Consider the following 23571-nt stretch of genomic DNA (forward strand, 5'->3'; position numbering starts at 1 on the left):
TGCCGCGCGCCCGCGCCCTCGGTTAAGGCTCCGGGATCGGATCGCCGGGTGGGCGGTGTGTTTTTTGCTGGGAGGCGGGCATGTTCGATCTGACGGGAAAGACGGCGCTCATCACGGGCGCCTCGGGCGGTATTGGCGGCGAGATCGCGCGCGCGATGCACGACGCGGGGGCCACGGTGGGGCTTTCGGGAACGCGGGAGGCGCCTCTTGCGGCGCTCGCCGAGGAGTTGGGCGCGCGGGCGCATGTGCTGACCTGCGACCTCTCCGACCCCGCGGCGGTGGACGCGCTGCCGAAGCGCGCGGCCGAGGCGATGGGCTCGGTGGACATCCTCGTGAACAACGCGGGCATCACCGCCGACAACCTTTTCATGCGCATGTCCGACGAGGAATGGGCGCGGGTGCTCGAGGTCAACCTGACTGCCGCGATGCGGCTTTGCCGCGGTGTCATGCGCGGCATGATGAAGGCGCGCTGGGGCCGCATCGTCTCGGTGGGCTCGGTAGTGGGGGCCATCGGCAACCTGGGCCAGGCCAATTACGCCGCGGCGAAGGCGGGCCTGGTGGGGCTGACGAAGTCGATCGCCCACGAGGTGGCGAGCCGCGACATCACCGCCAATGTCGTCGCGCCGGGTTTCATCACCACGGCGATGACGGAAAAGCTGACCGAGGATCAGCGGTCGGGGCTGCTGACCCGCGTGCCGATGGGACGCATGGGGTCGGCGCGCGAGGTGGCGGCGGCGGTGGTTTACCTTTCGAGCGAGGAGGCAGGATACGTTACCGGCGCGACCTTGCACGTCAATGGCGGCATGGCCATGTTGTGAGCGCCGCGCGGGGCGGGCGAAAGCGTTTGCCATTCCCCGCGCCTGTGCTATAGGCGCGCAGGATTTCGGCGGGGGGCCTGCGGGCATGTCCCGCCAGCCCGCCCGAGGCGGGAGCAGGAGCCGCCCTCAGGGGCAGTTGAAACCGAGCGTCCGCAATGGGCGAGGGCAAATCAGGGGCGAAGCCCCGGAAAGACAATGAGGATTTGACATGAGCGACATCGCGGATCGCGTGAAGAAGATCGTCGTGGAACATCTCGGCGTGGAGGAGGACAAGGTCGCCGACAATGCGTCCTTCATCGACGATCTCGGCGCGGACAGCCTCGACACTGTCGAGCTCGTCATGGCCTTCGAAGAGGAGTTCGGCATTGAGATCCCGGACGACGCCGCCGAGAACATCCAGACCTTCGGCGATGCGGTGAAGTTCATTCAGGACGCCCAGTAAGGGCAGCCTCGGGATGATTGCGGGCGGCGTCCGGGAGACCCTGGGCGCCGTTCTTGCTTTTGGGCGGGCCTGCGCCGCGCCGCCGACGCCGGGTGCGGCGCTCTTGCCGAACGCGGGCGAGCCGCGCTAATGAGCGGCGAGTAAAAAACGGGAACAAGACGGGGGCCGGGCATGCGACGTGTCGTGGTGACGGGGCTGGGACTTGTGACGCCGCTCGGCTGCGGCGTCGAAACGACATGGCGGCGCCTGCTGGAGGGCCGGTCGGGCGCGGGCACGATCAGCAAGTTCGATGCGAGCCATCTTGCCACGACCTACGCGTGCGAGGTGCCTTACGGCGACGGCTCCGACGGCAGCTTCAACCCCGATGACTGGGTCGCGCCGAAGGAGCGACGCAAGATCGACGAGTTCATCGTCTTCGGTCTCGCCGCCGCGCAACAGGCGGTCGAGGACGCCGGCTGGACCACCCCGTCGGAGGCGGAGAAGCTGCGCACCGGCGTGATGATCGGGTCGGGAATCGGCGGGCTCAACTCCATTGCCGAGACGGCATACCTGATCCGCGACAAGGGCGCGCGGCGCGTGTCGCCCTTCTTCATTCCCGGCTCCCTCATCAACCTGATCTCGGGTCAGGTGAGCATCCGCTACGGCTTCAAGGGGCCGAACCATGCCGTGGTCACCGCCTGTTCGACCGGCGCGCACGCCATCGGCGACGCGGCGCGGCTGATCCGCGACGGCGACGCGGACATCATGGTGGCGGGCGGGGCCGAGGCCGCGATCAGCGAGATCGGCATCGCGGGATTCAACGCCTGCAAGGCGCTTTCCACGAAGCGTGGCGACGCGCCGGAAACGGCGAGCCGCCCCTACGACGCGGACCGGGACGGCTTCGTCATGGGCGAGGGGGCCGGGATCGTCGTGCTGGAGGATTACGAGCACGCGAAGGCGCGCGGGGCGCGGATCTACGCCGAGGTGATCGGTTACGGCCTTTCGGGCGACGCCTATCACATCACAGCGCCCTCCGAAGACGGCGACGGGGCGGAGCGCTGCATGCGCGCCGCGCTCGACAAGGCCGGTCTGGCGCCGTCGGACATCGACTACATCAACGCCCACGGCACCTCGACCATGGCCGACGTGATCGAACTGGGCGCGGTGGAGCGGATGATGGGCAACGCCGCGTCCAAGGTCACCATGTCGTCCACCAAGTCGATGACCGGGCATCTTCTCGGTGCCGCGGGCGCCATCGAGGCGATCTTCTCGATCCTCGCGATCCGTGACCAGGTGGCGCCGCCGACGATCAACCTCGACGATCCGGCCGTGGAGACGGCGGTGGACCTCGCGCCCAACGCGAAGCGCGAGCGCGAGATCAACGTGGCGCTGTCGAATTCCTTCGGCTTCGGCGGAACCAACGCGAGCGTGCTTTTCAGGAACCTCGCCTGATGTGGCGCAGCCTTGCGTCGAACGCCCTGACGATCCTCGCGCTGGCGCTGTTTCTTGCTGCCGGCGCCATTCTCTGGGGCCAGCGGCAATACGTTTCGGAGGGACCGCTCTCCGAGCCGATCTGCCTGCGGGTCGAGCGGGGCGCCAACATCCGCGACGTATCGGAGGATCTCGCCGCCGAGGGCGCCATCGAGAGCGCGGCCCTCTTCCGGATCGGAATGGACTACGCGGGCAAGTCCGAGGCGCTCAAATTCGGCAGCTACCTCGTGCCCGTGCATGCATCGATGCAGGAGATCGCGGACATCGTGACCCGGGGCGGGGCGTCCACCTGCGGCACCGAGATCGTCTACCGCGTGGGCGTGACCCAGACACAGACGGAACTGCGCGAACTCGACCCGGCAAGCGGCCGCTACGAGCAGCAGGCGGAATACCTGCTCGGGACGGGCGAGGCGCCCGATGCGGTCGCCGAGGCGATGGCGAAGCCCGACACCCGCTTTCGCATCGCGCTGGCCGAGGGCGTGACGAGCTGGCAGGTCGCCGAGGCGCTGCGCGACGTGGAGATCCTGGACGGCGAGGTCGATCTGCCAGCGGAGGGCAGCCTTGCGCCCGACAGCTACGAGGTCGTGCCCGGCGATAGCCGGCAGGCCCTGATCGACAGGATGCAGCAGGCGCAGCGGGTGATCCTCGCGGCCGCATGGGAGAATCGCCAGCCCGATCTGCCGCTCGAGTCGCCGGAGGAGGCGCTCATCCTCGCCTCCATCATCGAGAAGGAAACCGGCGTGCCCGAGGAGCGGCGCCAGGTCGCCAGCGTCTTCGTCAACCGTCTTCGTGAGGGGATGCGCCTGCAGACCGACCCCACCGTGATCTATGGCGTTACCGAGGGCCGGGGCGTGCTGGGGCGCGGACTTCGTCAAAGCGAGCTTCGCGGGGCGACTCCCTACAACACGTATGTCATCGAGGGGCTTCCGCCCACGCCTATCGCCAATCCGGGCCGCGCGAGCATCGAGGCCGCGGTGAACCCCGACGCCACGCCCTACATCTTCTTCGTGGCCGACGGCACCGGTGGACACGCCTTCGCCGAGACGCTGGCCGAGCATAATCGCAATGTCGCGCGCTGGCGCGAGATCGAGGCGGAACGGGCGGCCGAGCCGGACCAGGACAACCAGTAACGCGGTCTCTGCGGGCAGGATTTTGTTAAGGGAACCGGGCGCTTACCCGGTGCTCCGTTGCGCAACCCGGTTGACTCCCGGGCCGCTCTCGCCTATAAGTTGTGCCACGCTGACGGCAATGCGGGCGGCCCGGGGGATGACCCCGCGGCCGCCTTTTTCGTGCCGACGGCGGGACGTTCCCATGAAAGGCCGATCACCGACATGATCCTGAAGACCGAGGCGGAGGACACCTCCCCGCTGGACGAGGAGATCGTCAGCATTGCCCGCCAACTTCGCGAAATGCGCCACGATCTCGAAGACTTCCAGGCAAGTCTTGCCTCTGGCGATCTCGTCGAGGCGCGCGAAACGGGAAAGGCGGTCTCTTCGATCAAGCAGTGGATCCGCCTTGCCATCGAAGCGGAGATGCTCCTTGCCACACGACAAAGAAACCGCGCCGGCATCGCCCGCGGCGGATACGCCCTCGACCTCGACGCCGCCCGAAGCGAAATCGCCGCTCGACTGGATCGCCTGCGCCGGGCGCGAGACGCGGAGGACGTTTCTTGATGCGCTGGCTGACGGGCCGCTTCTGGCGCTTCCCTACCTTTTCGAGTTCTGGGCCATGGACCATCAGCTTCCCCCAGGGGGCGACTGGCGGGCCTGGGTGGTGCTGGGCGGACGGGGCGCGGGCAAGACGCGTGCGGGCGCGGAGTGGGTGCGCGCGCAGGTCGAGGGGCCGCGCCCGCTCGACGAGGGCCGGGCGCGGCGCGTGGCGCTTGTGGGGGAGACCTATGACCAGGCGCGCGACGTCATGGTTCTTGGCGAAAGCGGGATCGTGGCCTGCTCCCCGCCCGACCGTCGCCCGGAATGGCAGGTGAGCAAGCGCCGCCTCGTCTGGCCGAACGGCGCGGCCGCGCAGCTCTACTCGGCGTCGGATCCCGAGGCGCTTCGCGGCCCGCAGTTCGACGCGGCCTGGGCCGACGAGCTTGCCAAGTGGCCCCGCGGCGAGGCCGCCTGGGACATGTTGCAGTTCGCGCTGCGCCTCGGCGACGATCCGCGGCTGTGCGTGACGACGACACCCCGCAATGTCGCCGTTCTGAAACGCCTGCTCGATGCGCCGACGACCGTGGTCACACGCGCGGCGACGGAAGCGAACCGCGCGAACCTCGCCGAGAGCTTCCTTGCCGAGGTGCGGGCGCGCTACGACGGCACCCGGCTTGGGCGCCAGGAACTCGACGGCGTGCTTCTGGACGATGCCGAGGGGGCGCTCTGGACGTCGGCCGCGCTGGCGGGCATGCAGCTCGACGCGGCGCCCGAGCTCGACCGGATCGTGGTCGCCGTGGACCCGCCGGCCACCGGCCATGCGGGCAGCGACGCCTGCGGCATCGTCGTGGCCGGCGCGGTGACGCGCGGGCCGGTGGCGGACTGGCGCGCCGTGGTGCTGGAGGACGCAAGCGTCGAGGCCGCGAGCCCCTCGGCGTGGGCGAAGGCGGCCGTCGCCGCGATGGAGCGGTGGCGGGCCGAGCGTCTCGTGGCGGAGGTGAACCAGGGCGGCGCGATGGTCGAGGCGGTCATCCGACAGGTCGACCCGCTGGTGCCGATCCGCAGCGTTCACGCGACGCGCGGCAAGGTGGCCCGCGCCGAGCCCGTCGCGGCGCTTTACGAACAGGGGAGGGTGCGGCACCTGCGCGGGCTCTCCGTACTCGAGGACGAGATGTGCCGCATGACGGCGCATGGCTTCGAGGGTTCGGGCAGCCCAGACCGCGTGGACGCGCTCGTCTGGGCGCTCCACGAACTGATGATCCTGCCGGCGGCGGGCTGGCGCCGGCCGCGCATGCGGGAACTTTGAGACAGGCGCGAGGCTGAACGCCGCGGGCGGGCCGCCTGCGCAAGGGGAGGGCATGCCGGCCCCTCGCGGCACACGCGGGCGGTATCGCGGGGATGCGCGGCCGCCCGCCGGGCGAAGGCTGAAGACGGTCGATCGTGCCTGTTGCGGGGCCGCGCACATCACCGTGCGCTTCGCTGCCGCGTCGTTAACGCCTTGGTAGCTATACCCCTTCCCAACGCCACGGGGCGCGACGGAGCGCCCGCCGCAGACGAAGATCGAGGAGCCGCCAAAGATGGTCTTTCCCTTCCGCCGCGCCGAGTCGCAGGCCCCCGAGCAGAAGGCATCTGCCACGGGACCGGTGCTTGCCTGGGCGAGCGCGGGCCGCGTGGCCTGGAGCCCGCGCGACACCGCGACGCTGACCCGCACGGGCTTTGCCGGAAACCCGGTAGGCTTTCGCGCCGTCAAGCTGATCGCCGAGGCCGCGGCCGCGCTGCCCCTCGTCCTTCAGGACCGCGCGCGGCGCTACGAGACGCATCCCATTCTCACGCTGCTCGCGCGGCCGAATCCCGTGCACGGGCGGGCCGAACTTCTGGAGGCGCTCTACGGCCAGCTTCTGCTCACCGGAAACGGCTATCTCGAGGCCGTGGCGGGCGGCGAGGGCTGGCCGGTGGAACTGCACGTGCTGCGCTCGGACCGGGTGAGCCTCGTGCCCGGGGCCGACGGCTGGCCCGCCGCCTACGACTACACGGTGGGCGGGCGGAAGCACCGGTTCCACATGGACGAGCCACCCGCGCCGATCTGCCACGTGAAAAGCTTTCACCCCCAGGACGATCATTACGGCCTTTCCCCGCTGCAACCCGCGGCGCAGGCCATCGACGTGCACAATTCCGCCTCGCGCTGGTCGAAGGCGCTTCTCGACAATGCGGCGCGGCCGTCGGGCGCGATCGTCTATACCGGCGCGGATGGCGCAGGCGGGCTCGGCGCCGAGCAGTACGACCGGCTCGTGGCGGAGATGGAGCGCTACCACCAGGGGGCGCGGAACGCCGGGCGGCCGATGCTTCTGGAAGGCGGACTCGACTGGAAACCGATGGGGTTTTCGCCCTCCGACATGGAGTTCCAGAAGACCAAGGAAGCTGCGGCGCGGGAGATCGCGCTCGCCTTCGGGGTGCCGCCGATGCTGCTCGGGATACCGGGGGACGCCACCTACGCCAACTACCAGGAGGCCAACCGGGCGTTCTACAGGCTGACCGTCCTGCCGCTTGCCCAGCGGGTGACCGCCAAGATCGCTGACTGGCTCTCGGGTTTCGGGGGTGCGGTGCTTGAGCTCGGTCCCGACCTCGACCAGGTGCCCGCCCTTGCCGCCGAGCGAGACGCGCAGTGGCGTCGGGTCGCGGCCGCGGAGTTCCTGACGAACGCCGAGAAGCGGCGGCTGCTCGGCCTGCCGGCCGAGCCGGACGGGGCCACGGATGAGTGAGCGGGCACGCTACGGTTTCGAGCCGTTCGACTGTGCCCCCGCGCTGCGCCTCGAGGCGCACGAGGCCATGGTCCGGCTCCAGTTCCAGACGCTGGAGGCGCGGCTCGCGCGGATCGAGCAGATGGTGGAACGACTGGAACGGCGGCTCTGGCTGACCGTCTACGGGATCGCGGGAATGATCCTCGCGCAGGCGGCGCAGTCGCTGATGCAGGGCGCGCCCTGAGCGCGCCGGGAGGCCAGGGAAGGAATGGGGCGATGGACATGGAAACGGGACTGGAGCGCAAGTTCTGCCGCGCGGGCGAGACGCTTTCGCTGGGCGAAGGCGCCGTGATCGCGGGCTATGCAAGTCTTTTCGGCGCCGGCGATACGGGCGGCGACGTGGTCGCCGAGGGCGCCTTCGCGGCCTCGCTGGCGCGCCTCGCCGCGGGTGGCGGGCGGGTACGGATGCTCTGGCAGCATGACCCGCGCGAGCCGATCGGGGTCTGGGACGAGGTTCGCGAGGACAAGAAGGGCTTGCGTGTGCGCGGCCGGCTTCTCGAGGCCGTGGCCCGGGGCCGCGAGGCCGCCGCGCTGCTGGCGGCGGGCGCGATCGAGGGGCTTTCGATCGGCTACCGCGTGAAGCGCGCGCACCGCGACGCCGCGGGACGCCGTGTGCTCGAGGAAATCGAGCTGTGGGAGGTGTCGCTCGTCACCTTCCCGATGCTGCCGAGCGCCCGCGTGGCGGCGAAGGAGGATGCGGGCGCGGTCGCGCTTCGCGAGATGGCGCAGGTCTTCGAGACCGCGCGCCGCAGCCTGGCGGGCGACTGAACCCGTCCCCCGAAAACACGCCGCGGTCGCGGCCAAGCGAGAGGAAACCGGATGGAAACGCAGGAGGACGCGCCGGGCGGGCAGATCGCGCCTGTCGCGGAGGTGAAGCGCGCAGTGGTGGGTTTCACAAAGGATTTCAGGGAGTTCCGAGAAGGAATTCATCAAAGGCTTCAGCAACAGGAAGAACGGCTAGACATGCTTGACCGCAAGACAACGCTCGCCACGGCGACGACGACGCGCCCCGCGCTTTCGCGCGCCGATCACACCGACGCCCCGCACCGCAAGGCCTTCGCCGCCTACCTGCGCACGGGCGACGACGATCATCTGCGCGGACTCGAATTCGAGGGAAAGGCGATGTCGACCGCGGTGGCGGGCGACGGGGGCTACCTGATCGACCCGGAAACCGCGGCGACGATCCGTTCGGTCCTGGGCGGCGCGGGTTCCATCCGGCGGATCGCCAATGTCGTCGAGGTCGAGGCCAGCGCCTATGACGTGCTGATCGACACCAGCGAGGCGGGCGCGGGCTGGGCCAGCGAGGCGGGCCCGCAGGCCGAGACCGGGACGCCCACGGTCGACCGGATCTCGATCCCGCTTCACGAACTTTCGGCGCTGCCGAAATGCAGCCAGCGTCTTCTCGACGATGCGGCCTTCGACATCGAGGGCTGGCTGGCCGGGCGCATCGCGGAGAAGTTCGCCCGGGCCGAAGCTGCGGCCTTCGTGTCGGGCGACGGGACGGACAAGCCCACGGGGTTCCTGACCCACCCGGCGGTGGCGAACGACAGCTGGGCGTGGGACAGCCTGGGCTATGTGCCCACTGGCGCGACCGGCGCGTTCTCGGGCGCCGAGGCGCTGGTGGACCTCGTCTACGCGCTGGGCGCGCCCTACCGGGCCAATGCGAGCTTCGTGATGAACTCGAAGACGGCGGGCGCGGTGCGCAAGCTCAAGGACAATGACGGGCGCTTCCTGTGGTCCGACGGCCTCGCCGCGGCAGAGCCGGCGCGGTTGCTGGGCTACCCGGTGCTGATCGCGGAGGACATGCCCGACATCGCCAGCGGTTCGGACGCCATCGCCTTCGGCGACTTCCGCGCGGGATACACGGTCGTGGAAAGGCCGGACCTGCGCGTGCTGCGCGACCCGTTCAGCGCGAAGCCGCATGTCCTCTTCTACGCCACGAAGCGCGTGGGCGGTGACGTGACCGACTTCGCCGCGATCAAGCTGCTGCGCTTCGCCGCGTCCTGACGCGGCGACGGCAAGCCAGAGCCGGTCCCGGCGGCGCCCACGCGCGCGGCCGGGGCCGGGGACCAGTCGGAGAGGTTGGATGATGCTGATCGATGAAGCCGGCGTGCCCGACGCCGCGCTGCCGGTGACGGAGTTCACGGCCCATCTGCGGCTTGGCACGGGGTTTTCCGCCGAGACGCTTCAGGAGCCCGTGCTGCGGAGTTTCCTGCGGGCGGCCATCGCGGCGATCGAGGCGCGCACGGCCAAGGCGCTCGTCCGCCGCGTCTTTGCGCTGACGGTGCACGACTGGGCTGCGCGCGATGCGCATCCACTGCCCGTGGCGCCGGTGACGAGGCTGGTCTCGCTGGGCTTCCGCGACCGGGCGGGCACGGAAACGGCAAGCGGGCTTGACGTGGTCTGGCTGGCCGAGGACGCGCATCGCCCGGTGCTGCGCGCCGCGGGTGGGGCGCTGCCGGCGATCCCTAGGGGGCAAAGCGCCGTGCTGCGCTTTGAGGCGGGCTACGCCGCGGCCTGGGGAGAGTTGCCGGCCGACCTCGGCCAGGCGGTGCTGCTGCTCGCGGCGCATTACTACGAATACCGTGATGCGACGTCGCTCGGCGGGGGGTGCATGCCCTTCGGCGTGACGAGCCTGATCGAGCGTTACCGCGCATTGCGGCTTCATGCCGGGGCGGGGCGGTGAGCGCGCCGCGGCTGAACCGGGCGCTGGTGCTGGAGGCGCCGGGCGAGGTGCCGGACGGCGCCGGTGGCTTCGTCCCGGGCTGGAGCGCGCTCGGAACGCTCTGGGCCGCGGTCACGCCGCGCGCGGCGCGCGAGGCGGCGGGCATGGCGGCGCCTCTGGCGCAGTCCGCCTACCGGGTCACCGTGCGCGCGGCGCGCCCCGGCGATCCGGCCCGTCCGCGGCCGGGCCAGCGCTTCGCAGAGGGCGAGCGGCGTTTCCGGATCCTCGCGGTGGCCGAGGCCGACCCGCACGGCCTCTATCTCGACTGCGTCTGCGACGAGGAGCTTTCGCAATGAGTTACGCGCTCGCGCCCGATCTTCAGAAGGCGGTTCATGGCCGCCTGTCGGCCGACCCGGCGCTCGCGGCGCTTGTGGCCGGCCATGTTTACGACGCGTTGCCGCCGGGCAAGCTGCCGCCGCTCTTCGTGCTTCTGGGCGACGAGACGGTGCGCGACCGGTCGGACGCCACCGCGCGTGGCGCGGACCACGACGTCACCGTCTCCGTCGTCTCGGACGGGCGGGGCTTCGCCCCGGCGAAGGCGGCCGCCGCGGCGGTCTCGGACGCGCTTCTGGCGCCCGGGCTCTCGCTGGCGCGCGGGCATCTCGTCTCGCTCCGGTTCCGCCGCGCCGCGGCCCGGCGCGAAAAGCGCGGCCGCTATCGCCGCATCGATCTCGTGTTCCGCGTCCGCGTGGACGAGGACTGACCGAAGGAGGACCGCGCATGACCGCGCAGAACGGCAAGGATCTTCTGATCAAGGTGGATCTGACCGGTGACGGCCAGTTCCACACCATCGCGGGGCTGCGGGCCACGCGGGTGAGTTTCAACGCCGAGCAGGTGGACGTGACCAGCCTGGAAAGTCAGGGCGGCTGGCGCGAGTTGCTGGCCGGCGCCGGGGTCAAGTCGGCCGCCATCTCGGGTTCGGGCGTTTTCCGCGACGCGGCGACCGACGAGCGCGCCCGCCAGATCTTCTTCGACGGGGAGACGCCGGATTTCCAGGTGGTGATCCCGGGCTTCGGCACGGTGGACGGGGCGTTCCAGGTGACCGCGCTCGACTACGCGGGCAGCCACAACGGCGAAGCCACCTACGAGCTTTCCCTCGCCTCGGCGGGCGCCCTTCGGTTCACGGCGCTCTGAGATGGCCAATCCCTGGGCGGGCGAGGTGGAACTCGTCATCGATGGCAAGGCGCGGGTGATGCGGCTCACCCTCGGGGCGCTGGCCGAGCTGGAGGCCGCGCTCGAGGCGGGATCGCTCCTCGATCTCGTGCGGCGCTTCGAGGAGGGGATTTTTTCCGCGCGCGACGTGCTGGCGCTGCTTGCGGCGGGGCTGCGGGGAGGCGGCGCCGACATGACGGCCGCAGATCTTGCCCGCGCCGAGATCGCGGGCGGGCCGCGGGCGGCGGCGCGGGCGGCCGCCGAACTTCTGGCGCGCGCCTTCATGGATCCCGGAGAGCCGTCGTGACGGCGCGAATGGACTGGCCGGGGCTCTTGCGGGCTGGCGTGCGCGGGCTGGGGCTGGCGCCCGCCGAGGTCTGGGCGCTGACCCCGGCCGAATTGCGGCTGCTTCTGGGACCGGAGGCGGGAGTGGCGCCGATGCCGCGGGCGCGGCTCGACGAGCTGCTCGCGGCGTTTCCTGACGACATGGGAGACTGAGATGGCTGACTACGAGGAGGCCGAGCGCCTCGAGGACCAGATCGACGCCCTCGAGGCGAGTTTCGGCGCCGCGGCAGGCCTCGCGGCGGGCTTCGACGCCGAACTCAGGCGCATCCACGAGACGTTCAGCGCCACCGGCAAGGGCGTGGCGGAGCTCGAGTCGTCGCTGGGTCGGGGGCTACGCCGGGCCATCGACGGGATCGTGCTGGACGGGATGCGCGCCTCCGAGGCGCTGGAGGCGGTGGGCCGCTCGCTCGTCGCCACGGCTTACGGCGCCGCGGTGAAGCCCGTGACCGATCATTTCGGCGGGCTGATCGCGGACGCGGTGGGCGGGCTGTTCGGCGGGCTTTCCGGGTTCGCGTCGGGCGGCAGCTTCACGCAAGGGCGGGTGATGCCGTTCGCCGAGGGCGGGATCGTCACCCGGCCCACGCTCTTTCCCATGCGGGGCGGAACCGGGCTGATGGGCGAGGCGGGACCGGAGGCGATCCTGCCGCTCGCACGGGGCGCCGACGGGCGGCTCGGTGTGCGCTCCGGGCAGGGATCGGCGCGGCCCGTCACCGTGGTGGTCAACGTCACCACCCCCGACGTCGACGGCTTCCGCCGGTCGCAAGGCCAGATCGCCGCCGAGATGGGCCGTGCGCTCGCCCGCGGGCAGCGCTACCGCTGAGGAGGGACCATGGGCTTTCACGAGATCCGCTTTCCAAGCAACCTGAGCTTCGGATCGGTGGGCGGGCCGGAGCGCCGCACCGACGTGGTGACCCTCGCCAACGGGTTCGAGGAGCGCAACACGCCCTGGGCGCAGTCGCGGCGGCGCTATGACGCGGGCGTGGGCCTGCGGTCGCTCGACGACATCGAGACGCTCGTGGCGTTCTTCGAGGCGCGGCGCGGGCGGCTGCACGGGTTTCGCTGGAAGGACTGGGCGGACTTCAAGTCGTCGCGCCCCAGCCGGCCTGTCGCGCGGGACGATCAGCACCTTGGCGCGGGCGACGGGGCGACGCGGGCCTGGCAGCTCGTCAAGACCTACCGGTCCGGAGAGGGCGCCTACACGCGGCGGATCGAGAAGCCGGTCTCCGGCACCGTCCGCGTGGCGGTGCAGGGCGACGCGCTGCGCGAGGGCGTCGATTTCGAAGTCGATGCGTCCACCGGCCTCGTGACGCTGGAGCGCGCGCCGGCGGCGGGCATGGAGATCACTGCGGGGTTCGAGTTCGACGTGCCGGTCAGGTTCGACACCGACGCGATCCAGACCGGCGTGGCGAGTTTCCGCGCCGGCGAAATGCCCCGCGTGCCGGTGGTGGAGATCCGCACATGAGCGACATGAACCCGACCCTGGCCGCGCATCTCGAGGGCGGCCTCACGACGCTGGCGCGCGCCTGGGCGCTGATCCGCACCGACGGGGTGGAGATGGGGTTCACCGATCACGACCGTCCGCTCGTCTTCGAGGGCATCGCGTTCCGCCCCGACACCGGGCTGAGCGCCATGGCGCTTCAGCAGGGCACCGGGCTTGCGGTCGACAACACCGAGGCGCTGGGCGCGCTGTCGGATTCCGCGATCACGGAGGCCGACGTCGAGGCGGGCCGCTACGATGGCGCGGAGCTTCGGGTCTGGATCGTCGACTGGCAGGATCCGCGGGCGCACCATCTCGTCTTCCGGGGGCATATCGGCGAGATCCGGCGGATCGACGGCGCTTTCCGCGCCGAGGTTCGGGGGCTTTCGGATGCGCTCAACCGCCCGCTCGGGCGCGTCTTCCAGCGGCCCTGCACGGCCGTCCTGGGCGATGCCGCCTGCCGCTTCGACCTGTCGAGGCCCGGGTATGCCCACGAGGCCGCGGCCGTTTCGGCGGACCGCGGGCGGGTCTTCCGCCTTGCCCCGCTGCCCGGCTTCGCGCCGGGCTGGTTCGCGCACGGGCGGCTGACGGTGCTGGACGGGCCCGCGGCGGGGCTTTCCGGCGCGATCAAGCGCGACACGGCCGAAGAGACCGCGCGCGTCATCGAGCTTTGGGAGCCGCTGCGTGCCGTCGTCGGCGCGGGCACGCGACTGCGCCTCGAGGCGGGGTGCGACAAGCGCATGGAAACCTGTCGCCTGAAATTCGACAACCTTCTGAACTTTCGTGGTTTTCCGGATATTCCCGAGGAGGACTGGATGCTCGTTCATGCCGCGCAGTCGGGCAGCATCGGCGGCGGGAGCCGGCGCTGAGATGGCGGCGCATGCGCGGATCGTGGTCGCCGCCGCGCGCGGCTGGATCGGAACGCCCTACCGCCACCAGGCGAGCGTGAAGGGGGCCGGCGCGGACTGTCTCGGGCTGCTGCGCGGGGTGTGGCGCGAGGTTCTGGGCACAGAGCCGGAGGCCGTCCCGCCCTACACGCCCGACTGGTCGGAGCCGCAGGGCGAAGAGCGGCTCTGGCGTGCGGCGGCGCGGCATCTCGTTGCCAAGCCGCTCGCCGCGGAGGCGCCGGGGGACGTCCTGCTCTTCCGGCTTCGGCGCGGCGCGGTGGCCAAGCATCTCGGCATCCAGGGGCGCACCGGCCGCGCGGCCAGCGTGATCCACGCCTATTCGGGCCATGGCGTGGTGGAAAGTGCGCTCGGATCGCCCTGGCGGCGTTGCATCGTGGCCCGCTTCTCGTTTCCCGAAAGGACCCGCTGATGGCGACGATCCTTCTTTCCGCCGCCGGGGCGGCGCTTGGCAGTTCGCTGGGCGGCACGGTTCTCGGCCTGTCGATGACGGCCGCGGGCCGGTTCCTGGGCGCGACGCTCGGCCGGGCCATCGACGCGCGGCTGATGGGGCAGGGCTCGGACACGGTGGAATCCGGCCGGATCGAGCGGTTCCGCCTGACGGGCGCGGGCGAGGGCGCGCCCGTTCCGCAGGTCTATGGCCGGATGCGGGTGGGGGGGCACGTGATCTGGGCCAGCCGGTTCACCGAAGTCGTCACCGAGGCGGGCGGTGGTGGCAAGGGCGGACCGCGCCAGCCCAAGACGCGGCGCTACAGCTACCGCGTCAGCCTTGCCGTGGCGCTTTGCGAGGGCGAGATCGCGGGCGTCGGCCGTGTCTGGGCGGACGGCGCCGAGATCGCGCCCGGCGAGCTTGTCATGCGGGTGCACCCGGGCAGCGAGGACCAGTTGCCCGATCCGGCGATCGAGGCGATCGAGGGGGCGGGCGCGGTGCCCGCGTACCGCGGCACGGCCTATCTGGTGATCGAGAATCTGGACCTGTCGACCTGGGGAAACCGCATCCCGCAGCTGAGCTTCGAGGTGATCCGCCACGAGCAGCCCGCCCGTCCCGGGGCCGAGACGGAGCCGGCGGGCGTGTTGCGTGCGGTGGCCCTGACGCCGGGCACCGGCGAATACGCGCTCGCCACCACGCCGGTCCGGCTCGAACGCGAGCCCGGGCGGCAGGTGGTAGCCAACGTGAACTCGCCCTCGGGCGAGACCGATCTGGTGACCTCTCTCGACGGGCTCGAGCGCGAGTTGCCGGCCTGCGAGGCGGTGTCGCTGGTCGTGAGCTGGTTCGGCGACGATCTGCGCTGCGGCGCGTGCCGTCTGCGGCCGAAGGTCGAGCAGGCCGAGGCTGACGGCAAGGAAATGCCGTGGGCGGTGGCGGGGCTGACCCGCGGTGCGGCCGGAACGGTGCCTGTCGATGACGGCCGTCCCGTCTACGGTGGCACGCCCGCCGACGCCGCCGTGGTCGAGGCGATCCGCGAGCTTTCCGCGCGCGGGCAGGCGGTGACCTTCTACCCGTTCATCCTGATGGAACAGATGGCCGGCAACACCTTGCCCGACCCGTGGACCGGCGCGGCGGGGCAGCCCGTGCTGCCATGGCGGGGGCGCATCACGCTCTCCGTCGCGCCCGGGCGCGAGGACTCTGCGGACGGCACCGCGGCCGCGGCGGACGAGGTCGCGGCCTTCTTCGGCGCCGCGCGGGCGGCGGATTTCTCGGTGGGCGACGGCACCGTCACCTACACCGGCCCGGCGGAGGACTGGGGCCTGAACCGGTTCATCCTGCACTATGCGGCGCTCTGCGCCGCCGCGGGCGGGGTGGAGGCGTTCTGCATCGGGTCGGAACTGCGCGGCCTCACGCAGATCCGTGACGACGCCGGCTTTCCCGCGGTCGCCCGGCTGCGCGCGCTCGCCGCCGAGGTGCGGGTGCTGCTCGGACCGCAGGTGAAGATCGGCTACGCCGCCGACTGGTCGGAATACTGGGGCTACCAGCCGCCGGACGCGCCGGGCGACAGGCTCTTTCACCTCGATCCGCTCTGGGCCGACGAGGAAATCGATTTCGTGGGTATCGACAACTATCTGCCGCTGTCGGACTGGCGCGACGGCACGGAGCACGCCGACGCGGGTGATGCGGGTGGTATTCACGATCTCGACTACCTGCGCGCGAACGTTGCGGGCGGCGAACTCTTCGACTGGTTCTATCACTCCGAGGAGGCGCGCGCCGCCCAGATCCGCACGCCGATCGAGGACAGCGCCCACGGCGAGGCCTGGATCTGGCGGCCCAAGGATATCCGGAGCTGGTGGGAGAACCCGCACCATGAGCGCATCGGGGGCGTGCGGCAGGCCACGCCCACGGGTTGGGTTCCCGGGTCCAAGCCGATCTGGTTCACGGAGTTCGGTTGCGCGGCGGTGGACAAGGGCACGAACCAGCCCAATCGCTTTCTCGACCCGAAATCTTCGGAATCCGGGCTGCCGCACTTCTCGGACGGGCGGCGCGACGAGGTGCTTCAGGCGAATTACTACCGGGCGACGATCGCCCACTGGTCGGACCCGGCGGCGAACCCGGTCTCGGACATCTATGGCGCGCCGATGGTCGACCTGTCCCGCTGTTTCGCGTGGAGCTGGGATGCCCGGCCCTGGCCGTGGTTTCCCGCCGCGCAGGATGTCTGGGCGGACGGGGTGAACTATGCGCGGGGCCATTGGCTCAACGGGCGCGCCTCGGGGCGCGGGCTGGGATCCGTGATCGGCGAGATCTGCGACCGGGCCGGGCTGCACGATTACGACGTGGACGCGGCGCACGGCCATGTGCGCGGCTACCTCGTGCCCGATGCGGGCACCGCGCGCGCCGCGCTTCAGCCGCTGCTTCTGCGCCACGGCATCGACGCCGTGGAACGCGACGGGCGCCTGCGCTTCCAGCCGCGAGACCGGGCGCGCCCGCTGGAGCTCGACCCGGACCGGCTTGCCGTGATCGAGAGCCTGGAGGGCCGCCTCGAGGAAACACGCGCCGCAGAGGCCGAGCAGGCCGGGCGGGTGCGGCTGCGGTTCGTGGCCCATGGCAGCGATTTCGAGATCGCCGCCGCAGAGGCCGTGTTGCCCGACGATGCGACCCACGCGGTCAGCGAAAGCGAGATGCCGCTTGCGATGACGCGCGCCGAGGCGACGTCCACGGCGGAGCGCTGGCTTGCAGAGGCACGGGTCGCGCGCGACACGTGCCGCTTCGCCCTGCCGCCGTCGCGCTTTGCGCTCGGTCCGGGCGACGTGGTGCGCCTCGGCGACGGCGGGGGTGGCGCGCTCTGGCGGATCGACCGGACCGAGCAGGGCGCCGCGCTGCTGGTCGAGGCGGTGCGCGTGGAGCCCAGCGTCTACCTTCCGGCCGCGTTCGAGCCGGAGGCCCCCTCGCGCCTCGCGCCCTTCGTCGTCCCGGTGCCGGTGGAGTCGGTCTTCCTCGATCTGCCGCTCATGACCGGCGACGAGGCGCCCCATGCCCCGCATCTGGCGCTTCGCGCCGATCCCTGGCCCGGGACGGTCGCGGTGTGGGACGCGCCGTTCGACGCGGGCTACGCGCTGAATTCCGTCTTCGCGGTCCGCGCCGCGATGGGGGTCACGGAAACGGCGCTGCCCGCCGCGCCGCCCGGGCGGATCGACCGTGGACCGGCGCTCGCCGTGCGCCTCGACGGCGGCGCGCTGGGCGACGTCACCGAGGAGGCGCTGCTCGCCGGCGCGAACCTCGTGGCGATCGGCGACGGGAGCCCGGCGCGATGGGAGCTCTTCCAGTTCCGCGCGGCGCGCATGCTCGGGCCCGACCGGTGGCTTCTGTCCGAGCGGCTTCGCGGGCAGGCGGGCAGCGACGGCGTGATGCCGCCAAGCTGGCCCGCGGGCTCGCGGATCGTCCTGATGAACGGGGCCGCGCAGCAGATCGCCCTGCCACCCACCGCGCGCAACGTGGCGCGGCACTACCGCATCGGCCCCGCGCGGCGCGGCTATGACGATCCGAGCTATACCCATGTCGTGGCCGCCTTCGCCGGAGAGGGGCTGCGGCCCTATCGCCCCTGCCACCTGCGCGCCCGGGCCGAGGCCGGCGCATGGCATTTCCGCTGGGTCCGGCGCACGCGCATCGACGGCGACGGCTGGGAGGGGGCCGAGGTGCCGCTCGGGGAAGAGCGCGAACGCTACCTCGTCCGGATCGTCACCGGCACCGGCGTGCAGCGGGAGGTGACGGTGGACGCGCCCGAATGGGTGTATGCCGTCGCCGACATGGCCGCCGACGGGGTCGCGGCGCCGTTCGAGCTGCGCGTGGCGCAGGTCTCGGCGCGCTACGGCCCCGGGCCTTTCGCGGCGCTCACGGTGGGCGGCTGATGCGGGCCGTTCTCGTGGGCGACGTGTGGGCGGCGGCGCGGGCGCTTCGCGCGCTGCCGGGCCCGGCGCGCGCCCGGGCCTGCCGCCTGCTTCTGCAGGAAGCGGACGCGGCGCACCGCTACCACCGGCGCTTCGGCCGCGCGCATCCGCGCTGGGGCACGGGCTCGCTCATGGCACGGGCGGGGCAGGCGGGACCCCTGCCGCCCGCGCCGCCGCTGTCGGATCCCGACTGGTGCGACTGCCTGGCGGTGGCGCTGTCCGAACTCGCCGCGTTTCGCCGCGCCGGTCAGCCCGAGGCGCAGTCCACGCAACGCGCCGCCGCCGGGTCGAGGCGCAGCCGTCCGGCCGGGATCGCCTCGCCGCAGTCCTCGCAATAGCCGAATTCGCCCTCTTCGATCCGGGCGAGCGCGGCCGAAAGCCGCCGCCGTTCCGTGTCGCGGCGGAGCTGCTGGGCCTTGGCCATGGCCTGCGACTGAAGCGCGTCCTGCCGCGAGAGCCGCCCGACGGACTGCTGGTCCAGCGTGACCACCGACTGGCCGCCGGCGCCGAGCGCGTCCTCCGCGTCGAGCTCGGCGAGACGCGCCGCGATCAGGGCGCGGAACTCCTCGGGATCGGGATCCGGCATGGGTGTCGAGCCTCCGTTCAGGACTTTCCGAATGGCGGGCGAGGACCATTTTGTGTATCACGGACCGTATCAAGTGCCGAGGGAGGCCGCCATGGCGGAAACGCGCGCGAAGCTGAAGCAGCTCGACCCTGTCTGGGCCCGCATCACGTCCGAGGCGGAGGCGGCCGTCGCGGACGAGCCGCTTCTGGGCGGGGTGATCCATTCCAGCGTGCTGCACCACCCGACCTTGCCGCGCGCGCTCGCGTACCGGGTCTCGCTCAAGCTCGCCTCCGGCGAGATGTCAGAGCAGATCCTGCGCGAGATCTGCGACGAGGCCCACGCCGCCGAGCCCGCGCTCGCCCAGGCCGCGCGCGCCGACATCGCCGCCGTCTACGACCGCGATCCGGCCTGCCACCGCTTCCTGCAGCCGCTTCTCTTCTTCAAGGGGTTCCAGGCCTTGCAATGCTACCGCGTGGCGCATTGGCTCTGGACGCAAGGTCGGCGCGACCTCGCCTATTTCTTCCAGATGCGCGTCTCCGAGGTGTTCTCGGTGGACATCCACCCGGCGGCGCGCGTCGGGCAGGGGATCATGATCGACCACGCCCATTCCATCGTGATCGGCGAGACGGCGGTGGTGGGCGACAACGTCTCCATGCTCCATTCGGTGACACTGGGCGGCACCGGCAAGGAAGACCAGGACCGCCACCCGAAGATCGGCTCGGGCGTGCTGATCGGCGCGGGGGCCAAGGTTCTGGGCAATATCCGAGTTGGTGATTGCTGCCGGATCGCCGCGGGGTCCGTGGTGCTCGAAGACATCCCGCCGAAGAAGACCGTGGCGGGCGTGCCCGCGCGCATCGTGGGTGAGGCCGGCTGCGCCCAGCCCTCCGTCACCATGGACCAGATCCTGCGCGGCGAGATCTGACCCCGCCCGATCCTTCGGCACTGAACGCTCATCGCCGGGTGCGTAAACCGACGCGCTGCGGTGGCGCATCCCCCCCGGGCGGCTCGTCCGTCAGGGGCTGACGCCCGGGGCGTCAGGCAAGCATGGCGAGCGGCGCCTCGAGGTGCCGGACGATGGCCGCCAGCAGCTCCGCGCCGAGCGCGCCGTCGATCACCCGGTGATCCACCGACAGCGTGACGGACATCACCGTTGCGGAGGAGAGGGCGCCGCCCGCGTCCACGACCGGCTTCGTCACGCCGGCGCCCACCGCGAGGATGGCGCCGTGGGGCGGGTTGATGACTGCGTCGAAATTCTCGATCCCGTACATCCCGAGATTGGAGATCGCGAAGCTGCCGCCCTGGTATTCCTGTGGCGCGAGCTTGCGGTCGCGGGCCCGGCCCGCGAGATCCTTCATCGCGGCCGAGAGCGCGGAGAGCGATTTGCTCTCGGCATCCCGGATCACCGGCGTGAAGAGCCCGCCCTCCACGGCAACGGCCACGGCCACGTCCGACGGCTTGAGCCGCAGGATGCGGTCGCCCGCCCAGACAGCGTTGGCTGCCGGCACCTCCTGAAGGGCCAGCGCGCAGGCCTTGATGATGAAGTCGTTGACCGAGAGCTTGACGCCGCGCGCCTCCAGGTCCGCGTTGAGACGCTTGCGGAGGTCGAGAAGGGCGTCTAGCCGGATCTCGCGGCGCAGGTAGAAATGCGGGATGGTCTGCTTGGCCTCGGTGAGGCGCTGGGCGACCGTGCGGCGCATACCATCGAGGGCGATTTCCTCCGTCTCGCGGTCGGCATAGATCTTGCGGACCTGGTCGGCGTCGGGGCCCGTCGGCATGGCGCTGGCTGCCGGTTTCGGCGCGGCCTGTGCGGCCTCCGGCGCGGCGGCGTCAGCGGCCGCGGCGGGCTTCGCGCCCTCCACGTCGGCGCGGACGATCCGGCCATGCGGACCCGTCCCCTCGATCCGGGTCAGGTCGAGACCCTTCGCCGCGGCGATGCGGCGGGCGAGCGGGGAGGCGAAGACGCGCCGCCCCTCGGCGTCCTCGGGCGCGGCCGGGGCGGGCGTGTCGGGCAGCGCGTTCCCGGCGCTTGCCTCAGGGGCAGGGGCAGGGGCGGAACGCGGCGCGCTCTCCGGCTTGCCGGTTTCGGCCGGGGCCTCGGCGCCGCCCGCCTTGCCGCCCGCCGGAGCGGCCTCGCTCAGGTCGTCGGCGCTTTCGCCTTCCTCGAGAAGCACCGCGATGGGCGTGTTGACCTTCACGCCCTCGCTGCCCTCGGCCACGAGGATCTTGCCGACGGTGCCCTCGTCGACCGCCTCGAATTCCATGGTGGCCTTGTCGGTCTCGATCTCCGCCAGAAGGTCTCCTGCGGCGACGGTGTCCCCTTCCTTCACGAGCCACCTGGCGAGCGTGCCCTCCTCCATGGTGGGCGAAAGGGCGGGCATCAGGATCTCGGTGGGCATGCGCAGCGCTCCCTCAGCGGTAGGTGACCTGGCGCACCGCCTCGAGCAGCTCGTCGGTGGTGACGAGGGCATGGCGCTCGAGGTTGGCGGCGTAGGGCATCGGCACGTCCTTGCCGGCGACGGTGAGCACCGGCGCGTCGAGCCAGTCGAAGGCCTCGCGCATCAGCACGGCGGAGACGTGGCTGCCGATGGAGGCGACGGGCCAGCCCTCCTCCACGGTCACGCAGCGGTTGGTCTTCTTCACGCTCTCGATCACCGTGGCGGTGTCCATGGGCCGCAGCGTGCGCAGGTCCACCACCTCGGCGGAGACGCCGTCCTCGGCCAGCTTCTCGGCCGCGTCCATGGCGTAGGTCATGCCGATGCCGAAGCTCACGATGGTCACGTCCGTGCCCTCGCGCCAGATCTTCGCCTTGCCGAAGGGGATGGTGAAATCGTCGAGCACCGGGACCTCGAAGCTCTTGCCGTAGAGGATCTCGTTCTCGAGGAAGATCACCGGGTTGGGATCGCGGATCGCGGTCTTCAGAAGGCCCTTCGCGTCGGCGGCGGAATAGGGCATCGCGACCTTGAGGCCGGGAACATGCGCGTACCACGCCGCGTAATCCTGGCTGTGCTGGGCGGCGACGCGCGCCGCCGCGCCGTTCGGGCCGCGGAAGACGATGGGGCAGCCCATCTGCCCGCCCGACATGTAGAGCGTCTTGGCGGCCGAGTTGATGATCTGGTCGATCGCCTGCATGGCGAAGTTGAAGGTCATGAACTCCACGACCGGGCGCAGCCCGCCGAAGGCCGCGCCCACGCCGAGACCTGTGAAGCCGTGCTCGGTGATCGGCGTGTCGATGACGCGTTTCGCGCCGAATTCGTCGAGGATGCCCTGGGTGATCTTGTAGGCGCCCTCGTACTCGGCGACCTCCTCGCCCATGACGAAGACCGACCCGTCGCGGCGCATCTCCTCGGCCATGGCGTCGCGCAGCGCCTCGCGCACGGTCTGCTTCCTGAACTCGGTGCCCTCGGGCACGTCGGGCTCGGCGGCCGGGGCCGGGGTCTCGGCCGGCCTGTTCGCGCTCGCTGCGGCCTTCGGGGCCTCCGACCCGGATGTCTCCCGGGCCTCGGGCCGGTTTGCCTCGCTCGCGGCCGCCTCGGCGTCCTCGGCGCTTTCGCCCTCGTCGAGCAGCACCGCGATGGGCGTGTTGACCTTCACGCCCTCGGTCCCCTCGGCCACGAGGATCCTGCCGACGGTGCCTTCGTCCACCGCCTCGAATTCCATGGTGGCCTTGTCGGTCTCGATCTCGGCGAGGATGTCGCCCGCGGCCACGCTGTCGCCCTCCTTGACGAGCCACTTGGCAAGGGTGCCTTCCTCCATCGTCGGCGAGAGGGCGGGCATCAGGATCTCGGTGCTCATGCGGTCGGGTCTCCCTCAGGCATCCTGCGGCGCGGTGTTGGCATAGATGTCGGTCCAGAGCTCGTCGAGCGCGGGCTCGGGGCTTTCGCGGGCGAAATCCGCCGCGGCGTTGACCACCGACTTGATCTCGCGGTCGATCGCCTTGAGGTCTTCCTCGCTGGCGTGGTCGCCGGACAGCAGCAGCTCGCGCACATGCTCGATGGCGTCGCGTTCCTCGCGCATCTTCTGCACCTCCTCGCGGGTGCGGTACTTCGCGGGATCGGACATGGAGTGGCCGCGGTAGCGGTAGGTCTTGATCTCGAGGATGTAGGGCCCCTTGCCGGACCGGCAGTGCGCCACCGCCTTGTCGCCGCCGGCCTTCACGGCGAGCACGTCCATGCCGTCCACCGCCTCCCCGGGGATGCCGAAGGCGGCGCCGCGGGTATAGATGTCGGGCGTCGACGTCGCGCGCTTCTGCGAGGTGCCCATGGCGTACTGGTTGTTCTCCACGACGAAGATCACCGGCAGTTCCCAGAGCGCGGCCATGTTGAACGCCTCGTAGACCTGGCCCTGGTTGGCCGCGCCCTCGCCGAAATAGGTGAAGGTGACGCGGTCGGTCTCGTTGTACTTGTCGGCGAAGGCGAGCCCCGTGCCCAGCGGCACCTGCGCGGCGACGATCCCGTGCCCGCCGTAGAAATGTTTCTCTTTCGAGAACATGTGCATGGAGCCGCCCTTGCCCTTGGAATAGCCGCCCTCGCGGCCCGTGAGCTCGGCCATGACGCCCTTGGGGTCCATCCCGCAGGCCAGCATGTGGCCGTGGTCGCGGTAGGAGGTGATGCGCTTGTCGCCCTCCTCGGCGGCGGCCTCGAGGCCGACGACGACGGCCTCCTGCCCGATGTAGAGATGGCAGAAGCCGCCGATCAGGCCCATGCCATAAAGCTGGCCCGCCTTCTCCTCGAAGCGGCGGATCAGGAGCATGTCGCGGTAGTAGCCTTTCAGCTCCTCGGCCGACACGTTGGGGGCCTTGGCGGTCTTGCGGGTGGCCATGGGGGCGCGCCCTCCCTCAGGCAGATGGTT

27 protein-coding genes are annotated in these 23571 nt (G+C 71.2%); 23 read left to right on the forward strand and 4 right to left on the reverse strand.

Annotated elements, in window-relative coordinates:
• Nucleotides 1-80: 80 nt before the first annotated feature.
• The 22 genes from fabG to AB6A69_RS01645 all read left to right on the forward strand — a co-directional run bounded on the left by fabG (nucleotide 81) and on the right by AB6A69_RS01645 (nucleotide 18496).
• Nucleotides 81-818: a 3-oxoacyl-[acyl-carrier-protein] reductase gene (fabG, locus tag AB6A69_RS01540; RefSeq protein WP_371059368.1), complete on the forward strand. Its 738-nt coding sequence runs from the start codon at nucleotides 81-83 to the stop codon at nucleotides 816-818.
• A gap of 208 nt (nucleotides 819-1026) precedes the next feature.
• The gene (locus tag AB6A69_RS01545) at nucleotides 1027-1260 is read left to right on the forward strand and encodes an acyl carrier protein (protein ID WP_371036486.1); all 234 of its coding nucleotides are present in this window, start codon (nucleotides 1027-1029) and stop codon (nucleotides 1258-1260) included.
• 171 nt (nucleotides 1261-1431) lie between these two features.
• A complete protein-coding gene (gene fabF / locus AB6A69_RS01550) occupies nucleotides 1432-2691 on the forward strand; it encodes a beta-ketoacyl-ACP synthase II (protein ID WP_371059369.1) in 1260 nt (419 codons plus the stop codon).
• Nucleotides 2691-3860: an endolytic transglycosylase MltG gene (gene mltG, locus AB6A69_RS01555; protein ID WP_371059370.1), complete on the forward strand. Its 1170-nt coding sequence runs from the start codon at nucleotides 2691-2693 to the stop codon at nucleotides 3858-3860. The genes fabF and mltG overlap by 1 nt, the downstream gene beginning before the upstream one ends.
• Before the next feature lie 201 nt (nucleotides 3861-4061).
• Nucleotides 4062-4403, forward strand: a complete 342-nt coding sequence (locus tag AB6A69_RS01560) for a hypothetical protein (protein ID WP_371054880.1) — start codon at nucleotides 4062-4064, stop codon at nucleotides 4401-4403.
• Between the two features lie 55 nt (nucleotides 4404-4458).
• Nucleotides 4459-5685, forward strand: coding sequence for a DNA-packaging protein (locus AB6A69_RS01565; protein WP_371059619.1), 1227 nt, complete (start codon nucleotides 4459-4461; stop codon nucleotides 5683-5685).
• Nucleotides 5686-5956: 271 nt separating this feature from the next.
• A complete protein-coding gene (locus tag AB6A69_RS01570) occupies nucleotides 5957-7138 on the forward strand; it encodes a phage portal protein (protein ID WP_371059371.1) in 1182 nt (393 codons plus the stop codon).
• Entirely contained in the window at nucleotides 7131-7361 is a 231-nt protein-coding gene (locus AB6A69_RS01575) for a hypothetical protein (protein ID WP_371036481.1), read from the forward strand. Before AB6A69_RS01570 ends, AB6A69_RS01575 begins: the two co-directional genes overlap by 8 nt.
• 32 nt (nucleotides 7362-7393) lie before the next feature.
• Nucleotides 7394-7945, forward strand: a complete 552-nt coding sequence (locus AB6A69_RS01580) for an HK97 family phage prohead protease (protein WP_371054882.1) — start codon at nucleotides 7394-7396, stop codon at nucleotides 7943-7945.
• 51 nt (nucleotides 7946-7996) lie between these two features.
• Nucleotides 7997-9184: a phage major capsid protein gene (locus AB6A69_RS01585; RefSeq protein WP_371059372.1), complete on the forward strand. Its 1188-nt coding sequence runs from the start codon at nucleotides 7997-7999 to the stop codon at nucleotides 9182-9184.
• Nucleotides 9185-9263: 79 nt separating this feature from the next.
• On the forward strand, nucleotides 9264-9863 hold the full coding sequence (locus tag AB6A69_RS01590; protein WP_371059373.1) for a head-tail connector protein: 600 nt from the start codon (nucleotides 9264-9266) through the stop codon (nucleotides 9861-9863).
• Complete coding sequence (locus AB6A69_RS01595; protein ID WP_371059374.1) at nucleotides 9860-10198, forward strand: head-tail adaptor protein; 339 nt, start codon at nucleotides 9860-9862, stop codon at nucleotides 10196-10198. The genes AB6A69_RS01590 and AB6A69_RS01595 overlap by 4 nt, the downstream gene beginning before the upstream one ends.
• Complete coding sequence (locus AB6A69_RS01600; RefSeq protein WP_371036476.1) at nucleotides 10195-10605, forward strand: DUF3168 domain-containing protein; 411 nt, start codon at nucleotides 10195-10197, stop codon at nucleotides 10603-10605. Before AB6A69_RS01595 ends, AB6A69_RS01600 begins: the two co-directional genes overlap by 4 nt.
• Nucleotides 10606-10622: 17 nt before the next feature.
• Nucleotides 10623-11036 (forward strand): phage major tail protein, TP901-1 family, encoded by a 414-nt coding sequence (locus tag AB6A69_RS01605; RefSeq protein ID WP_371059375.1) that lies wholly within the window; start codon nucleotides 10623-10625, stop codon nucleotides 11034-11036.
• Between the two features lies 1 nt (nucleotide 11037).
• Complete coding sequence (locus AB6A69_RS01610; protein WP_371036474.1) at nucleotides 11038-11361, forward strand: gene transfer agent family protein; 324 nt, start codon at nucleotides 11038-11040, stop codon at nucleotides 11359-11361.
• A gap of 8 nt (nucleotides 11362-11369) precedes the next feature.
• Entirely contained in the window at nucleotides 11370-11552 is a 183-nt protein-coding gene (locus tag AB6A69_RS01615; protein ID WP_371059620.1) for a rcc01693 family protein, read from the forward strand.
• Between the two features lies 1 nt (nucleotide 11553).
• The gene (locus AB6A69_RS01620) at nucleotides 11554-12219 is read left to right on the forward strand and encodes a phage tail tape measure protein (RefSeq protein ID WP_371036473.1); all 666 of its coding nucleotides are present in this window, start codon (nucleotides 11554-11556) and stop codon (nucleotides 12217-12219) included.
• Between the two features lie 9 nt (nucleotides 12220-12228).
• The gene (locus AB6A69_RS01625) at nucleotides 12229-12861 is read left to right on the forward strand and encodes a TIGR02217 family protein (RefSeq protein WP_371059376.1); all 633 of its coding nucleotides are present in this window, start codon (nucleotides 12229-12231) and stop codon (nucleotides 12859-12861) included.
• A complete protein-coding gene (locus AB6A69_RS01630; protein WP_371059377.1) occupies nucleotides 12858-13745 on the forward strand; it encodes a DUF2163 domain-containing protein in 888 nt (295 codons plus the stop codon). Before AB6A69_RS01625 ends, AB6A69_RS01630 begins: the two co-directional genes overlap by 4 nt.
• A 1-nt stretch (nucleotide 13746) precedes the next feature.
• Nucleotides 13747-14193, forward strand: a complete 447-nt coding sequence (locus AB6A69_RS01635; protein WP_371036470.1) for a peptidase — start codon at nucleotides 13747-13749, stop codon at nucleotides 14191-14193.
• Entirely contained in the window at nucleotides 14193-18119 is a 3927-nt protein-coding gene (locus tag AB6A69_RS01640; RefSeq protein WP_371059378.1) for a glycoside hydrolase/phage tail family protein, read from the forward strand. The genes AB6A69_RS01635 and AB6A69_RS01640 overlap by 1 nt, the downstream gene beginning before the upstream one ends.
• Nucleotides 18119-18496, forward strand: coding sequence for a hypothetical protein (locus AB6A69_RS01645; RefSeq protein WP_371059379.1), 378 nt, complete (start codon nucleotides 18119-18121; stop codon nucleotides 18494-18496). Before AB6A69_RS01640 ends, AB6A69_RS01645 begins: the two co-directional genes overlap by 1 nt.
• Here AB6A69_RS01645 and AB6A69_RS01650 read toward each other — a convergent pair.
• A complete protein-coding gene (locus tag AB6A69_RS01650; protein WP_371036467.1) occupies nucleotides 18406-18744 on the reverse strand; it encodes a TraR/DksA family transcriptional regulator in 339 nt (112 codons plus the stop codon). The genes AB6A69_RS01645 and AB6A69_RS01650 overlap by 91 nt on opposite strands.
• A gap of 91 nt (nucleotides 18745-18835) precedes the next feature.
• Between AB6A69_RS01650 and cysE the strand changes: the two genes are divergently transcribed.
• Entirely contained in the window at nucleotides 18836-19645 is an 810-nt protein-coding gene (gene cysE, locus AB6A69_RS01655; protein WP_371059380.1) for a serine O-acetyltransferase, read from the forward strand.
• A gap of 112 nt (nucleotides 19646-19757) precedes the next feature.
• On the opposite strand, the gene AB6A69_RS01660 is transcribed toward cysE, so the two are convergent.
• From AB6A69_RS01660 to pdhA, 3 genes are read right to left on the reverse strand one after another with little or no spacing between them, the layout of a single operon-like run.
• Nucleotides 19758-21119 carry a pyruvate dehydrogenase complex dihydrolipoamide acetyltransferase gene (locus AB6A69_RS01660; protein ID WP_371059381.1) on the reverse strand — a complete coding sequence of 454 codons (1362 nt, stop codon included), beginning with the start codon at nucleotides 21117-21119 and terminating at the stop codon, nucleotides 19758-19760.
• 13 nt (nucleotides 21120-21132) lie between these two features.
• Entirely contained in the window at nucleotides 21133-22515 is a 1383-nt protein-coding gene (locus AB6A69_RS01665) for a pyruvate dehydrogenase complex E1 component subunit beta (RefSeq protein WP_371059382.1), read from the reverse strand.
• A 15-nt stretch (nucleotides 22516-22530) separates the two neighbouring features.
• Nucleotides 22531-23541, reverse strand: a complete 1011-nt coding sequence (pdhA, locus tag AB6A69_RS01670) for a pyruvate dehydrogenase (acetyl-transferring) E1 component subunit alpha (protein ID WP_371059383.1) — start codon at nucleotides 23539-23541, stop codon at nucleotides 22531-22533.
• Nucleotides 23542-23571: the final 30 nt, after the last annotated feature.

The sequence above is a fragment of the Rhodosalinus sp. 5P4 genome (assembly GCF_041365695.1).
GTDB lineage: Bacteria > Pseudomonadota > Alphaproteobacteria > Rhodobacterales > Rhodobacteraceae > Rhodosalinus.

Excerpts from the sequence above, each read along its gene's own strand:
- AB6A69_RS01590 (WP_371059373.1), top strand. The coding sequence starts at position 9,264 with ATGATGCTGATCGATGAAGCCGGCGTGCCCGACGCCGCGCTGCCGGTG.
- AB6A69_RS01580 (WP_371054882.1), top strand. The coding sequence starts at position 7,394 with ATGGACATGGAAACGGGACTGGAGCGCAAGTTCTGCCGCGCGGGCGAG.
- AB6A69_RS01645 (WP_371059379.1), top strand. The coding sequence starts at position 18,119 with ATGCGGGCCGTTCTCGTGGGCGACGTGTGGGCGGCGGCGCGGGCGCTT.
- fabF (WP_371059369.1), top strand. The coding sequence starts at position 1,432 with ATGCGACGTGTCGTGGTGACGGGGCTGGGACTTGTGACGCCGCTCGGC.
- fabG (WP_371059368.1), top strand. The coding sequence starts at position 81 with ATGTTCGATCTGACGGGAAAGACGGCGCTCATCACGGGCGCCTCGGGC.
- pdhA (WP_371059383.1), bottom strand. The coding sequence starts at position 23,541 with ATGGCCACCCGCAAGACCGCCAAGGCCCCCAACGTGTCGGCCGAGGAG.
- AB6A69_RS01630 (WP_371059377.1), top strand. The coding sequence starts at position 12,858 with ATGAGCGACATGAACCCGACCCTGGCCGCGCATCTCGAGGGCGGCCTC.
- AB6A69_RS01570 (WP_371059371.1), top strand. The coding sequence starts at position 5,957 with ATGGTCTTTCCCTTCCGCCGCGCCGAGTCGCAGGCCCCCGAGCAGAAG.
- AB6A69_RS01625 (WP_371059376.1), top strand. The coding sequence starts at position 12,229 with ATGGGCTTTCACGAGATCCGCTTTCCAAGCAACCTGAGCTTCGGATCG.
- AB6A69_RS01620 (WP_371036473.1), top strand. The coding sequence starts at position 11,554 with ATGGCTGACTACGAGGAGGCCGAGCGCCTCGAGGACCAGATCGACGCC.
- cysE (WP_371059380.1), top strand. The coding sequence starts at position 18,836 with ATGGCGGAAACGCGCGCGAAGCTGAAGCAGCTCGACCCTGTCTGGGCC.
- AB6A69_RS01605 (WP_371059375.1), top strand. The coding sequence starts at position 10,623 with ATGACCGCGCAGAACGGCAAGGATCTTCTGATCAAGGTGGATCTGACC.
- AB6A69_RS01565 (WP_371059619.1), top strand. The coding sequence starts at position 4,459 with ATGGACCATCAGCTTCCCCCAGGGGGCGACTGGCGGGCCTGGGTGGTG.
- AB6A69_RS01650 (WP_371036467.1), bottom strand. The coding sequence starts at position 18,744 with ATGCCGGATCCCGATCCCGAGGAGTTCCGCGCCCTGATCGCGGCGCGT.
- AB6A69_RS01660 (WP_371059381.1), bottom strand. The coding sequence starts at position 21,119 with ATGCCCACCGAGATCCTGATGCCCGCCCTTTCGCCCACCATGGAGGAG.
- AB6A69_RS01585 (WP_371059372.1), top strand. The coding sequence starts at position 7,997 with ATGGAAACGCAGGAGGACGCGCCGGGCGGGCAGATCGCGCCTGTCGCG.
- AB6A69_RS01575 (WP_371036481.1), top strand. The coding sequence starts at position 7,131 with ATGAGTGAGCGGGCACGCTACGGTTTCGAGCCGTTCGACTGTGCCCCC.
- AB6A69_RS01640 (WP_371059378.1), top strand. The coding sequence starts at position 14,193 with ATGGCGACGATCCTTCTTTCCGCCGCCGGGGCGGCGCTTGGCAGTTCG.
- AB6A69_RS01615 (WP_371059620.1), top strand. The coding sequence starts at position 11,370 with ATGGACTGGCCGGGGCTCTTGCGGGCTGGCGTGCGCGGGCTGGGGCTG.
- mltG (WP_371059370.1), top strand. The coding sequence starts at position 2,691 with ATGTGGCGCAGCCTTGCGTCGAACGCCCTGACGATCCTCGCGCTGGCG.
- AB6A69_RS01610 (WP_371036474.1), top strand. The coding sequence starts at position 11,038 with ATGGCCAATCCCTGGGCGGGCGAGGTGGAACTCGTCATCGATGGCAAG.
- AB6A69_RS01665 (WP_371059382.1), bottom strand. The coding sequence starts at position 22,515 with ATGAGCACCGAGATCCTGATGCCCGCCCTCTCGCCGACGATGGAGGAA.
- AB6A69_RS01560 (WP_371054880.1), top strand. The coding sequence starts at position 4,062 with ATGATCCTGAAGACCGAGGCGGAGGACACCTCCCCGCTGGACGAGGAG.
- AB6A69_RS01545 (WP_371036486.1), top strand. The coding sequence starts at position 1,027 with ATGAGCGACATCGCGGATCGCGTGAAGAAGATCGTCGTGGAACATCTC.
- AB6A69_RS01600 (WP_371036476.1), top strand. The coding sequence starts at position 10,195 with ATGAGTTACGCGCTCGCGCCCGATCTTCAGAAGGCGGTTCATGGCCGC.
- AB6A69_RS01635 (WP_371036470.1), top strand. The coding sequence starts at position 13,747 with ATGGCGGCGCATGCGCGGATCGTGGTCGCCGCCGCGCGCGGCTGGATC.